The sequence below is a fragment of the Cellulomonas gelida genome (assembly GCF_006538725.1).
Classification (GTDB): domain Bacteria; phylum Actinomycetota; class Actinomycetes; order Actinomycetales; family Cellulomonadaceae; genus Cellulomonas; species Cellulomonas gelida.
The window spans coordinates 104,956-118,173 of sequence record NZ_BJLQ01000007.1; the positions used below are offsets into that span (position 1 = coordinate 104,956).

The following is a 13,218-nucleotide window of genomic DNA, read 5'->3' on the forward strand; positions in this document are numbered from 1 at the left end:
CGCGGCCTCAGGACCCGGGCGCGACGGCGGGCGCGGGAGCGGGCAGCACCTCGTCGAGCGGCAGGAAGACGTCCTCGAGGTAGCGCACGTTCGCGGTCTCGACGAAGTCCACGTGGCGCGGCACGGGCCGGCCGAGCACCGCGTCGAGCACGAGCGAAGGCATGTCGACGCCGGACGCGACGGTCAGCGGCATCGCGCCCGGGAACCGCGGGTTGACCTCGAGGAGCCCGGGCGTGCCGTCGACGGTGCGCTTGAGCTGGACGTTCGCGACGGTCGTGAGCCCGATCGCCGTGGCGACGGCCGTCGCGGCGGCGATCAGCGCCTCGTCGTGCACCGTCACGCCCGCGACCGCCACCCCCGAGTCGACCCGCAGCCGCGCGCGCGGCACGGCTGCGACCACGTGCCCGTCGAGGTCCGCGAGCACGTCGACGGAGAACTCGTCACCAGGCAGCAGCTCCTGGACCAGGAGGTCCTCCTCCGCGTGCACGGCGTCCAGCTCGGTCTGCGACGCGACCACGCGCACGCCCCGCGAGCCGGCGCCCCACCGCGGCTTGACGATGACGGGGAAGTCCCAGCCCGAGACCGCCTGCGGCGTCCCGACGAGCTCGGTGCGCGGCACGTAGGCGCTGCGGGCGCACGCGCGGGCCAGGGCGAGCTTGTCGAGCGCGGTCTCGAGCGTGCGCAGCTCCGGCGACGCGACGCGCGTCCCGCCCTCGGCGAAGCGCTCGCGTGCGGCGGCGATGCGCGGCAGCTCGACGTCGACGGTCGGGAACAGGACGTCCACGCGGTCGTCGGCGCACAGCGTCAGGACCGTCTCGACGAAGTCGTCGGCCCGGCCCGCGGGGACGAGCCGGCGACGGTCGGCGGCCACGAGGTAGAGGCCGCTCGCCCACCGGTCCATGTCCGCGGCCAGCACCTCGACGTCGCCGCGACGCTGCAGCGAGCGGATCACCGCCACGCCCGCGGGGCCACCTGCCCCGGTCACGAGAACCCGCACGCTCATGTGCCCACCGCCCCGTCCTGGACGCCCTCGCCGACCCGGGCGGTCGACCCGCTCAGCCCCGACGCGCCGACGCGGCCCGACGTGCGCACCATCTCGAGCGGCTCGACGTACTTCCCGGTGCCGAACCGCGCCCAGTAGCGCGCGGTGGCCTGCACGAGGTCGGGCGCCATGTACTCGCGGTGCGCCTGCGACGCGAACGCGGCGAGCATCTCGAGCTTGGTCTCGAGGTAGCCGTCGACCGTGACGAAGCGCGTGGGCCGGAAGTCGACGGTCGCGGACGGGCTCTCGAAGCAGCCCAGCGTCGGGACCTGACGTGCCGCGACCTGCACGGCCCGGTGCACCGCGCGGTGGTCCTGGTGGCGGTCGTGCACGGAGTGCGTGTAGACGATCGTGGGCCGGACCTGGGCGATCGTCTCCTCGACCGCGGTGATGACCCCGTCGGCCGGGTCGAGCCTGGTGTCGACGAAGTCGAGCAGGAACAGGCGCGCGCCGACCACGGCCGCCGCCGCGAGCGCCTCCTGATGGCGTTGCGCGGCATCGCCTCCGACCGCTCCGCCGGACAACGTGAGCACGACGATGGTGTCGCCCGCGTCGCGGTGCGCGGCGAGGGTCGCGCCGATGCCGATCTCGACGTCGTCGGGGTGCGCCCCGACGGCGAGCACGACCGAGCCCTGGTGCGCCTCGCGGCGCGCGCGGCCGCGCTCGGCGATCCGCGTCGCGCGTTCGACGAGGTCGGCGGCCGACAGCGGCTTGACGAGGAAGTCGTCGGCCTCGCGCTGGAGCGCGTCGACCGCGTAGTCGACGCTCGCGAACGCCGTCATGACCACGACCGGCACGCCCGGCGCCGCGCTGCGCAGCGCGCCCAGCAGCTCCAGCCCGGACATGCCGGGCAGCTGGATGTCGGTCAGGACGAGGTCGACGCCCTGGCTGGCGACGTGGGCCAGCGCGCTCATCGCGTCGGCGGTGACCGTCACGGACATGCCCGCGCGGCGCTCCAGGACGGTCCGCACGAAGAGCGCGGTGTCCGCGTCGTCCTCGACGACGAGCACCCTCACCTGTGCGTCCGTCATGCATCGTCCTCCCGCGGCTATGCCACCATCCCCGCGGGCGACCCGCAATCCAGCGGGGTCGCGACGACCAGGGAATACTCGCCAGTGACGTCCGGTTGAGTCGGCCAGTACATGCAAACGCATGGATTTGCCCGAGGAACGAGGCGATAGCGATGCAGTTCGGCATCTTCTCCGTCGGTGACGTGACGACCGACCCCACCACCGGCCGCACACCCGACGACACCGAGCGCGTCCGCGCGATGCTCACCATCGCGCGGCACGCCGACGAGGCGGGCCTCGACGTGTTCGCCACCGGCGAGCACCACAACCCGCCGTTCGTGCCGTCGTCGCCCACGACGATGCTCGGCTACCTCGCAGGCGTGACGAAGCAGATCACGCTGTCCACCGCGACCACGCTGATCACCACCAACGACCCGGTCCGCCTGGCCGAGGAGTACGCGATGCTCCAGGTGATCTCCGACGGCCGGATGGACCTGATGATGGGCCGCGGCAACACCGGCCCCGTCTACCCGTGGTTCGGCAAGGACATCCGTCAGGGCATCGCGCTCGCGATCGAGAACTACGCGCTGCTGCGGCGGCTGTGGACCGAGGACGTCGTCGACTGGTCCGGCAAGTTCCGCACGCCGCTGCAGGGCTTCACCTCGACGCCGCGCCCGCTCGACGGCGTCGCGCCGTTCGTCTGGCACGGCTCGATCCGCTCCCCCGAGATCGCCGAGCAGGCCGCGTTCTACGGCGACGGGTTCCTGCACAACGCGATCTTCTGGCCCATGGAGCACACCGCGCAGATGGTGAACTTCTACCGCGAGCGCTACGAGCACTACGGGCACGGCAGCGCCGACCAGGCGATCGTCGGGCTGGGCGGTCAGGTCTTCATGCGCAAGGACTCGCAGAAGGCGTGGGACGAGTTCCGGCCGTACTTCGACAACGCCCCCGTCTACGGCCACGGTCCGACGATGGAGGACTTCACGCGCGAGACGCCGCTGACCGTGGGCTCGCCGCAGCAGGTCATCGACCGGTACGGCGCGTTCTGGGAGCAGGTCGGGCACTACCAGCGCCAGCTGTTCCTCATGGACCACGCGGGGCTGCCGCTGAAGACCGTCCTCGAGCAGATCGACCTGCTGGCCGGCGAGGTCGTCCCGGTGCTCCGCAAGGAGGCCGAGGCTCGTCGTCCCGCGCACGTGCCGGCCGGCCCGCCGTCGCACGCCGAGCGCGTCGCCGCCGCACGTGCCGCCGGCGAGGTGCACGCGCAGCCCGTCGCCGCCGCCGACCACTGGACCGGCAAGACCGCCGAGGACGACGTCGCGGCAGCGGACGCGGTGGCACGATGAGCACGTCGCCGATCGGAGGACTCATGGGCCAGGAGCGTTCGCTCGTCGTGATCTCGGCGGGCGTCAGCCAGCCGTCCTCGACGCGCCTGCTCGCGGACCGGCTCGCCGCCGCGACGTCCGACGAGCTCGCCGCACGCGGCCTGCGCGCGAGCGTCACGACGATCGAGCTGCGCGACCTCGCGCACGAGGTCGTCAACATGACGCTCACCGGCTTCGCGTCCGGCGCGCTGTCCGACGCCCTGGCCAAGCTCGCCGCCGCCGACGGCGTGATCGCCGTGACCCCGGTGTTCACCGCCTCGTACGCAGGGCTGTTCAAGTCGTTCGTCGACGTGCTCGACAAGGACGCGCTCGCCGGGATGCCCGTGCTGCTCGGGGCGACGGGCGGCACGGGCCGGCACTCGCTCGTGCTCGAGTACGCGCTGCGGCCGTTGTTCGGCTACCTGCACGCCGACGTCGTCGGGACCGGCGTGTTCGCCGCGACCGACGACTGGGCCGACGGGGGCGGCGACGACGTCAAGCCGCTGCCCGAGCGCATCCGGCGCGCCGGCCGCGAGCTCGCCGAGACCGTCGCCGAGCGTGAGCCCGCCAAGCCCGTGGGCCTGTACGACGCGGTGCCGAGCTTCGAGGACCTGCTCGGCCACTGACCGGGTCCCACCCGCACGCCCCACGGCGGCGGGCCGCTGAGCGCGATCTCCCCGAGGGGACGACGATGCTCAGCGGCCCGTCGTCGAGAAGTGCTGGTAGTCGGTCGGCGAGTCCCAGTACCCGCCCCAGCGCCACCCCGCCGCGGCGAACGCGCGCACGACCTCGTCGTCCGCGCGGATCACCCCCGGGGCGGGCGCGCGGTCCACGAACGCCCGCCCCGCGCGCGGTGCGACGTGCGAGCCGATCACGTAGGGGTTCTCGACGGGGTTCAGGTCGAGCGCGCGCCCGTAGGCGTGCTCCGACCACGCGGTGCCGCCCGTGATCGCCCGGCAGTTGAACGCCGAGGTGTTGTCCGCGTCCATTGAGGCGGTGTCGTCGGCCCCGAAGTCGTCGACCAGGCGCATCGACCGGATCGGGTAGCCGAGCGCGAACAGCCGCGCGAAGACGTCCACGATCCCGTCGGCCAGGTCCTCGTGCACCACGAGCTCGCCCTGGCGGACCACGCCGTCGAAGTCCACGTGGCTGACCTGCACGTAGCGCAGGTCGGCGAGCGGCACGGGGCAGCCCCGGCGCCACGACGCGTGCATCCGTACCGCGATCTCGTCGTCGATCGTCGTGACGCTCGACGTGAACGTCGGCGCGGCCGGCGTGGGACTCCGGCTCGGGCCTGCGGACGGACGCTGTGACGGGCTCGGTGAGGGACTCGGTGTCGGGCTGGGGCTCGCGGAGGGTGTCGGCGTGCGAGCGAGGCTCGTCGTCGGCGGGCGCGCGCTGCTCGCGGGGTCCGCGCCGTCGTCGGACTCCCCCGCGGTGCACGCCGCCACGCCGGTCAGCCCGCCCGCGAGCGCGAGCACGACGAGCGTGCGGAGCGGTCCGCGCTCGTCCATCGCCTCATCATCGGGGCGGCGGCGGAGCGCGGCCACCCGTGGTGGGACGCCTCAGCGCAGGACGGCGATCGAGCTCTCGCCGTCGTCGGTCACGACCGAGCCCCAGAACCGGTCGTTGATGGGACTCAGCCACCGGATGTCGCGCGGGACGGCGACACGTCCGGCTGGCTCGCCGTCGAACGTCAGCGCCTGCACCTCGGGAACGCTCGGCTCCTGCCCGTCGGAGGTGTCCACCACGACGTACAGCCGCTCGCCGTCGGTGCTCACGTTCGAGGGCGTCGCCTCGTCGGGCAGCGCGTGCCGCCATCTCACGTGGCCGTCGCGGTCGAACGCGGTGAGCCCCGACGGCCCCCACCCGTAGACGGTGCCGCGTGCGACGAGCACCCCGTGGTAGGTCGCGACGCCGTCGTCGCCGTCCGTCGCCCACCGGCGGGCGCCCGTGGTCGCGTCCCAGGCCGTGAGCCCGTCCGCGGACGTGAACACCACGTCGCCGAACGACCCGTCGTCGACGCCGGTGCTCACCGCCGTGCCCCGGACCGCGGGGCTGAGCACGCCGTCGCGCACGAGTGCCGTGCGCGCACCGTCGGCGTCGTCGGCGTTGATGTCGACGACGAGCGTGCGCGTGTCGGGCCCCACCCAGTTCACACCGCGGGTCGGCGGCAGCACGGTGCCGTCAGCGGCCACCACCACCTGGGAGCCGTCAGGCGCCGACACGACGAACGCCCCGCCGCCGACGAGCACGTTCACCGACGTGTAGTACGCGTCCACGTCGCCTTCGGCCTGCTCGCCCCCCGCGCCGACCAGGGAACGTCGCCAGCGCTGCTGGCCCGTGGCGAGGTCGTGGGCGGTCACGACGAGGTCCGCGCCGTCGCGCGCCACGGCCGCGACCTGCCCGTCCAGCACCGCGAAGCCCTCGCCCGTCAGGTCGAGGTCCCACGCGGCGACCTGGCGACCGTCGTCCTGCGCGTGCACGAGCACGCGCGCGTAGGTCGCCGGACGGCGTTCGGACTGGCCGTCGTCGTCCCAGCGGACCCCGCCGTCGGTGTCCAGGCACGCGACGACAGCACCGACCCCGTCGAGGCGTCCCGCACCGCACTGCACCCCTTGCGCCGTCGCCACCTGCGCGCCGACCGGAACGTCCCACCGCGCGACGCCTGTCTCGGCGTCCACCGCACGCAGGTGCGAGCCCGTGCCGCCGTCGGCCGTGACGAGCAGCAGCACGTCGTCGTCCTTCGGCAGCTCGAGCCACTGCAGGCCCGGGACCGAGTAGGCGACCTCCAGGCTGTCCCCGATCGGCGCGAGCACACCGCGAACCTCCCGGAGCGCCGCCACCGCGTCGCGCTCGCGCGCGTCCAGGACCGCCTGTGCCGCGACGAGCCCGGCGACGACGAGCGCGGCACCCACCCCGAGCACGACGCGCCCGCGCCGTGACCTGCGCGGACCGTCCTCGCCGCGCGCGTCGGCGTGCTCGCTCTGCCCGAACCGGGACGCGTCGTCGGTGTCGTCGTCCAGCTCGACACGCTGCAGGTCGCCGCTCATCGCTCCCGTCCTCGTCAGCCCTCGTCCGGTAGTTCACGACGAGCGTCGCACACGACCACGACGGACCGGGCGACTCTCAGCCGAGGACTGCTGCCCGGGACGCGTCGGTCGAGGTCGCGACGAGCACGCGGCCGCGGATCTCGAGGCCGCGCCACCCGGCGGGCGCCTCGAGCGTGCCCTCGTCGAGACCGTCGAACCCGTAGACCCGCCAGGTCTTGTCGGAGCCGACCAGCCCGTGCAGCGCCACGTACAGCCGCTCGCCGTCGGTGACGAGGTCCGTCACGTACGCCGCGCGCGGCGCGGGCACGGCCCACAGCTCGCGCCCCGAGCGCCCGTCGACGGCACGCACCAGCGCCGCGTCACCGCTCTGGTAGACGGTGCCGTCCAGCACGATCGTCCCGCTGTCCCTGCCGTCGAGCGCCCACCGCAGCGCGCCGGACGTCCGGTCGTAGCCGCGCAGGCCGGCCTCGACCGTGAGCACCAGGTCCGCCAGAGACCCGTCGTCGAGGGTCGGGAGCGCGACGACGTGCGGCACGTGCACGTCGTCGGCCCCGGACCGCACGACGAGCGTCCCCGCGGACCCGTGGACGGTGAGCACCACGACGCGGTCGGCGCGCACCTGCCGCACGTAGCCGTCGAGGCGCCCGGTCCCCTCGCGCAGGTCGCCGCTCGGTGTCAGGAGGAAGACCTGCTGCGCCGCGCCTACGACGACGACCCCGCCACCCGCCGCGAGCTGCACGCGCCCGATGCGCGGCGCGTCCCGCAGCGAGCCGACCGTCAGGATGCCCGAGCGCGGCACCGAGAGCCGGGTCTGCCACCGGGCCGCGCCCGTCAGGAGGTCCTGCGCGTGGACGTTCACGGTGCCGAGCGCGCGCCACGCGACCACCGCCTGGTCGCCGAGCACCACGACGCGGCCCGCCTGCGTGGGCGCGGCGTGGCGCGCGAGGACGGTGCCGGTCGTCGCGTCGAGGGCCACGACCTCGGCGCGCTCGGCGGGGTCCGACTCGTGCTGGCCGTGCGCGCGGTAGACCACGACGCACACCAGCGCGTCGACGGGAGCGTCGGGCGTGGTCGCGGTGGTGCACCCACGGCCCGACCCGGGGACGATCGCGTCCTCACCGAGCCCGCCGCGCAGCGACGTGGTCCAGCGCGCACCGCCGGTCGCGGAGTCGAGCGCCACAGCCTGCACCGAGCCGTCAGGGACGGCGCGTGCGCCGAGGTACGCGCCGCCGACCGGGCGGTCGAGCAGCAGGGAGTCCATGACCGCGGCCTCGGTGGACCACCGCACCTGCAACCGCGGCCGCATCGGCTCGACCGCCCCGGGCAGGGCCGCCCGCGCGGCGACGCGGTCCTCGTAGCCCGAGTCGAGCGCCGCCTGCGCGCCCACCACCGCGAACCCGAGCAGGCCGACCACGCCGACCGTCGCGACGAGCCAGCGGACGCGCCGTCTCCCGGAGGGCGCAGGACCGGTGCCGTCGGCGTGCGCGAGCCGGCGACCGTCGCCGGGCGCAGGACCGAGCGCGAGCGCGTCGTCCTCGACGAGCTCGACACGCTGCAGAGCGTGCCCGTCGCTCATCCTCGGACGGTAACCCCGCGCCGGCGCGCCCGCATCACCCGGGGGCGTCGACCGGCTCGTCCGGCTGTGCGACGAGCAGTTCGTCGGGCTGCTCGTCGGCCCGTCCGTCGTCTGCCGCACGCGTCGCCAGCAGGTCGACGAGCCGGTCGAGGAACGCCTCCTGCGCCGCCACGACCAGCCGGCGCGCGTCGTCGAGACCGACCCATGCGACGCGGTCGACCTCGGGCACCTCCAGCGTGCGGCCCGAGCGCGGCGGCCACGGGATCGTCGCCGTCGCCCCGGTCACCGTGGTCCCGCCGGCCTCGTCGTGCCCGAGGAGCGCGTCCACCTGGACCACGCCCTCGCGGGCCCATGCCTCGACGATCTTGCCGCCCGACTGCCGCACCTCGCCGAGCGGCTCGTCGGCGCGCAGCGGCTCGGGCGGTGCGAACCCGAGCTCCTCGGCGTACTCGCGCAGCGCCGCGTCGTGCGGCTCCTCGCCGGACTCGATCACGCCCTTCGGGATCGACCACGCCCGCTCGCGACGAGCCCAGAACGGGCCGCCCATGTGCGCCAGGAGCACGCGGACGCCGTCGTCGTCCCGCCGGTAGACCACCAGCCCCGCGCTGCGCGCTCCCATGCCGCCTCCCACGCGCCAGCATGCCGCTGCGGGTGCGGCACCGCGACGCGTGATCGCGACGCCGCACCCGCAGGCACCGAGCGGGTCAGGGCCGAACCGTCAGCACAGCGACGAGCGGTTCGCGTACGAGGCGTAGAGCCACGCACCCTTGGTCGCCTGGTACTGGAACGCGTAGATGTTGTTGGTCACCCGCAGGTAGGAGACCGTGCGGCTGCCCGTGCCGGCCAGCACCTGGTCGTAGGCGCCGTCGGGTGCCAGGCGCAGGGCGTTGTCGGCCGCACCGAAGCTCTGCGGGCCGGCCGAGCCGTCGACCGTGAGGCCGCGGTCCGCCTGGAACCTGCGGGTCGCGCTCGCGGTGTTCGGGCCGAACGAGCAGTCGACGTCGTCCCACGAGCCGAGGTAGCCCTGCGAGAACAGGAACGCCTGCCACAGGCCGGCTGCCGCGCTGCGGGCGCTCGTGGACTGGTTGACGACGCCCTCGCCGGCCCAGTCGTTCGTCGCGGCGCCGCCGTCCCCGTCCACGTAGCCGCTGCCTCCGGGCGTCGCCGTCGCCGGGACACCCCCGAGGCCCACGGTCAGTGCCGCGACGGCGACGGTCAGTGCGAGTCGTCCAGCGAGCTTCATGTACGTCCTCCAGGGTCTCGTCCGACGGCACGTATCGGTGCCTCGGACAACCTGGCACAGGGGTACGCGTGGCACGGGTCGGACCGGTGGTCGCGCTCCCACGTTAATCGATTCGAGTGCTTTACGGCTCTTCCGCCGCTCGCGATGGTGAACGCGTCCCGACCGTCGTCCACGGCCGCTCGGCATCGACGCCCCGCGCCCGTCCGCCGCACCCGGGATCAGTGCACCTCCACCACCGCCCCGCGTCAGCCCGCGGGTGCGGCGGGCCGTCCTGCGTCGTAGCGCCGGGCTCGCCCACCAGCCAGAAAGGTACGGACGATGTCCCATTCGACCCGACGGCGACACGCCTGGGTGGCCCTGGCCGCCCTCAGCGTGTCGTCTCTCCTGGCGGCCGGGATCACCCCAGCCTCCGCCGCGACCGGTGGAGGCTCCCTGCCGTCCACGTTGTCCGTCCCGGCCGCGTCGCCCGTGCGCGCCGCCGTGGACGGTGACTACGCGCAGCGCTTCCTCGCGCAGTACGACAAGATCAAGGACCCCGCGAACGGCTACTTCTCCGCTCAGGGCATCCCGTACCACTCCGTCGAGACCCTCATCGTCGAGGCACCCGACTACGGCCACGAGACGACGTCCGAGGCGTACTCCTACTGGATCTGGCTCGAGGCCCTGTACGGACAGGTCACCGAGGACTGGGCGCCGCTGAACCATGCCTGGGAGACCATGGAGAAGTACATGATCCCCCAGTCGGTGGACCAGCCGACGAACTCCTTCTACAACCCCAACTCGCCGGCGACGTACGCCTCCGAGTACGCCCACCCGAGCGGCTACCCGGCGCAGCTGTCGAGCGGCGTGAGCGTGGGCAAGGACCCGCTCGCCAACGAGCTGAAGTCCACCTACGGCACCTCCGACATCTACCAGATGCACTGGCTCGCGGACGTCGACAACGTCTACGGCTTCGGCGTGACGCCGGGTGCGGGCTGTGAGCTGGGCCCGACCGCGACCGGCACGTCCTTCATCAACACCTTCCAGCGCGGCCAGCAGGAGTCCGTCTGGGAGACCGTCCCGCAGCCGAGCTGCGAGGAGTTCAAGTACGGCGGCAAGAACGGGTACCTCGACCTGTTCACGGGTGACTCGGCGTACGCCAAGCAGTGGAAGTACACGTCGGCCTCCGACGCCGACGCGCGTGCCATCGAGGCCGTCTACTGGGCCAACCAGTGGGCGACCGCGCAGGGCAAGCAGTCCGCCGTCGCGGCGACGGTGGCCAAGGCCGCCAAGCTCGGCGACTACCTGCGCTACACGCTGTTCGACAAGTACTTCAAGACCATCGGCTGCACCTCGCCCAGCTGCGCGGCCGGCTCCAACCGGGAGAGCGCGCACTACCTGCTGTCCTGGTACATGGCGTGGGGCGGCGCGACCGACACGAGCTCCGGCTGGGCCTGGCGCATCGGTTCGTCGCACGCGCACTTCGGCTACCAGAACCCGCTCGCGGCCTGGGCCCTGTCGACCGACGCGGCGCTCACGCCGAAGTCGGCGACCGCCAAGGACGACTGGAGCAAGTCGCTCACGCGTCAGCTCGAGTTCTACACCTGGCTGCAGGCGTCGAACGGCGGCATCGCCGGTGGCGCGACCAACTCGTGGAACGGTGCGTACGCGACGCCGCCGGCGGGCACGCCCACGTTCTACGGCATGGGCTACACCGAGGCGCCCGTCTACAACGACCCGCCGTCGAACCAGTGGTTCGGCATGCAGGCGTGGGGCGTGCAGCGCGTCGCCGAGCTCTACTACGCGTCGGGCAACCCGCAGGCCAAGGCGATCCTCGACAAGTGGGTCCCCTGGGTCGTCGCGAACATCTCGACGGACGGCGCGAACTGGAAGGTCCCGAGCACGCTCGTCTGGACCGGCAAGCCCGACACGTGGAACGCCTCGGCGCCCACCGGCAACCCCGGTCTGACGGTCACGGTCAAGGACTACGGCCAGGACGTCGGCGTCGCCGGCGACACCGCCCGTGCCCTGCTGTTCTACGCCGCCAAGTCCGGCAACACCGCGGCGCGTGACAAGGCCAAGGCGCTGCTCGACGCGATCTGGGCCAACAACCAGGACCCGCTGGGCGTGTCCGCACCGGAGACCCGTGAGGACTACAAGCGGTTCGACGACGCGTACGTGGCCGGCGGCGACGGCATCTACATCCCGTCGGGCTGGACCGGCACGATGCCCAACGGCGACGTGATCAAGCCGGGCGTCTCGTTCCTGGACATCCGGTCCTTCTACAAGAAGGACCCGGCCTGGTCGAAGGTCCAGACCGCGCTCAGCACGGGCGTCGCCCCGACGTTCACCTACCACCGCTTCTGGTCGCAGACGGCCATCGCGGCGGCGCTCGCGGACTATTCGCGCCTGTTCGACGAGGGCACCACGCCCGGCGACACGCAGGCCCCGACGGCCCCCACCGGCCTGACGGCGAGCGGTGTCACCAGCACGTCGGCGACGATCTCGTGGACCGCCTCGACCGACAACGTCGGCGTGACGGGCTACGACATCTACCGCGGCACGACGAAGGTCGGCTCCTCGACCACGACGTCGTACGCCGACACCGGCCTGGCCGCCGGCACCACGTACTCGTACACGGTGCGGGCCAAGGACGCGGCGGGGAACATCTCGTCGGCCTCCTCGGCCCTGGCGGTCACCACGGAGACGGGCACGGTCGTCGACACGCAGGCACCCAGCGTGCCCACGGGCCTGACGGCGGGCACGGTCACCGAGACCTCGGTGGCGCTGTCCTGGACGGCGTCCACGGACAACGTCGGGGTCGTCGGGTACGACGTCTACCGCGGCACGACGAAGGTCGGGTCGGCCACCGGCACGACGTACACGGACACCGGCCTCACGGCCGCCACCGCGTACTCGTACACGGTGCGGGCCAAGGACGCGGCGGGCAACGTCTCCGCAGCCTCCTCCGCGCTGTCGGTGACGACGAAGACCGGCACGGTCGTCGACACGCAGGCACCCAGCGTGCCCACGGGCCTGACGGCGGGCACGGTCACGGAGACCTCCGTGGCGCTGTCCTGGACGGCGTCGACCGACAACGTCGCCGTGACGGGCTACGACGTCTACCGCGGCACGACGCTCGTCGGCTCCTCGACCGGCACCACGTACTCCGACACCGGCCTGACCGCCGGCACGGCGTACTCGTACACGGTGCGGGCCAAGGACGCGGCGGGCAACGTCTCGGCGGCCTCCTCCGCGCTGTCGGTCACGACGAAGACGACGACCCCCACCGGGACCTGCAAGGTCACCTACAACGCCCCGAGCTGGAACACCGGCTTCACGGCGTCGGTGAGGATCACGAACACCGGCACGACGCCCCTCAACGGGTGGACGCTGAAGTTCAGCTTCGCCAACGGCCAGCAGGTCCAGCAGGGCTGGAGCGCCAACTGGACCCAGTCCGGCGCGAACGTCACGGCGACCAACGCGGCCTGGAACGGCACGCTGGCACCGGGGCAGACCGCCGACATCGGGTTCAACGGCTCGCACACGGGCACGAACACGAACCCGACGTCGTTCACGCTCAACGGCACGGCCTGCAGCTGATCGCCTGACTGCAGTCGCACACGGGAGAGCCCCGGGGACCATCTGGTCCCCGGGGCTCTCCCGTTGCGTCGTCCGGTACTACCGGCGACCGCGCATGTTCGCCGCGATCGAGACACCGATCACGGCCAGCACGATCTGGATGATGAGCTCGATCCAGTCGATCCCGTCCGTGTCACGCACGCCCAGCAGACCCGCCAGGAGCGAGCCCAGGAGCGCCGCGATGATGCCGACGACGATCGTCAGCCAGATCGGGATGTCCTGCTTGCCGCGCGCGAACAGTCGTCCGAGTGCCCCGATGATCAGGCCGATGATGATCGCGGAGATGATCCCGGTGACGGTCATGCC

The 13,218-nt window shown here is 73.0% G+C and carries 11 protein-coding genes; 3 read left to right on the forward strand and 8 right to left on the reverse strand.

Features of this window, described 5'->3' with window-relative positions; all coding sequences use genetic code 11:
• Positions 1-7: 7 nt before the first annotated feature.
• The gene (locus CGE01nite_RS05145) at positions 8-1,003 is read right to left on the reverse strand and encodes an ATP-grasp domain-containing protein (RefSeq protein WP_141369387.1); all 996 of its coding nucleotides are present in this window, start codon (positions 1,001-1,003) and stop codon (positions 8-10) included.
• Entirely contained in the window at positions 1,000-2,073 is a 1,074-nt protein-coding gene (locus CGE01nite_RS05150; RefSeq protein ID WP_048344060.1) for a response regulator, read from the reverse strand. The genes CGE01nite_RS05145 and CGE01nite_RS05150 overlap by 4 nt, the downstream gene beginning before the upstream one ends.
• 152 nt (positions 2,074-2,225) lie before the next feature.
• Between CGE01nite_RS05150 and CGE01nite_RS05155 the strand changes: the two genes are divergently transcribed.
• Both CGE01nite_RS05155 and CGE01nite_RS05160 read left to right on the forward strand, forming a co-directional pair.
• Positions 2,226-3,401, forward strand: a complete 1,176-nt coding sequence (locus CGE01nite_RS05155) for an LLM class flavin-dependent oxidoreductase (protein ID WP_141369389.1) — start codon at positions 2,226-2,228, stop codon at positions 3,399-3,401.
• Between the two features lie 23 nt (positions 3,402-3,424).
• Positions 3,425-4,045, forward strand: coding sequence for a CE1759 family FMN reductase (locus tag CGE01nite_RS05160; RefSeq protein WP_048344091.1), 621 nt, complete (start codon positions 3,425-3,427; stop codon positions 4,043-4,045).
• A gap of 69 nt (positions 4,046-4,114) precedes the next feature.
• Here CGE01nite_RS05160 and CGE01nite_RS05165 read toward each other — a convergent pair whose 3' ends face one another.
• The 5 genes from CGE01nite_RS05165 to CGE01nite_RS16925 form a co-directional block, all read right to left on the reverse strand.
• Positions 4,115-4,933 (reverse strand): M15 family metallopeptidase, encoded by an 819-nt coding sequence (locus tag CGE01nite_RS05165; RefSeq protein ID WP_141369391.1) that lies wholly within the window; start codon positions 4,931-4,933, stop codon positions 4,115-4,117.
• Between the two features lie 51 nt (positions 4,934-4,984).
• Positions 4,985-6,472: a PQQ-binding-like beta-propeller repeat protein gene (locus CGE01nite_RS05170; RefSeq protein ID WP_141369394.1), complete on the reverse strand. Its 1,488-nt coding sequence runs from the start codon at positions 6,470-6,472 to the stop codon at positions 4,985-4,987.
• 76 nt (positions 6,473-6,548) lie between these two features.
• Positions 6,549-8,048, reverse strand: a complete 1,500-nt coding sequence (locus CGE01nite_RS05175; protein ID WP_141369396.1) for an outer membrane protein assembly factor BamB family protein — start codon at positions 8,046-8,048, stop codon at positions 6,549-6,551.
• 34 nt (positions 8,049-8,082) lie between these two features.
• Positions 8,083-8,667 carry an NUDIX hydrolase gene (locus CGE01nite_RS05180; protein WP_141369398.1) on the reverse strand — a complete coding sequence of 195 codons (585 nt, stop codon included), beginning with the start codon at positions 8,665-8,667 and terminating at the stop codon, positions 8,083-8,085.
• A gap of 99 nt (positions 8,668-8,766) precedes the next feature.
• Positions 8,767-9,291 (reverse strand): peptidoglycan-binding domain-containing protein, encoded by a 525-nt coding sequence (locus CGE01nite_RS16925; RefSeq protein WP_053071769.1) that lies wholly within the window; start codon positions 9,289-9,291, stop codon positions 8,767-8,769.
• 318 nt (positions 9,292-9,609) lie between these two features.
• Between CGE01nite_RS16925 and CGE01nite_RS05190 the strand changes: the two genes are divergently transcribed.
• Positions 9,610-12,873, forward strand: a complete 3,264-nt coding sequence (locus tag CGE01nite_RS05190; RefSeq protein WP_141369402.1) for a glycoside hydrolase family 48 protein — start codon at positions 9,610-9,612, stop codon at positions 12,871-12,873.
• A 78-nt stretch (positions 12,874-12,951) separates the two neighbouring features.
• Here CGE01nite_RS05190 and CGE01nite_RS05195 read toward each other — a convergent pair whose 3' ends face one another.
• Positions 12,952-13,215, reverse strand: coding sequence for a GlsB/YeaQ/YmgE family stress response membrane protein (locus CGE01nite_RS05195; protein ID WP_141369404.1), 264 nt, complete (start codon positions 13,213-13,215; stop codon positions 12,952-12,954).
• Positions 13,216-13,218 lie beyond the last annotated feature (3 nt).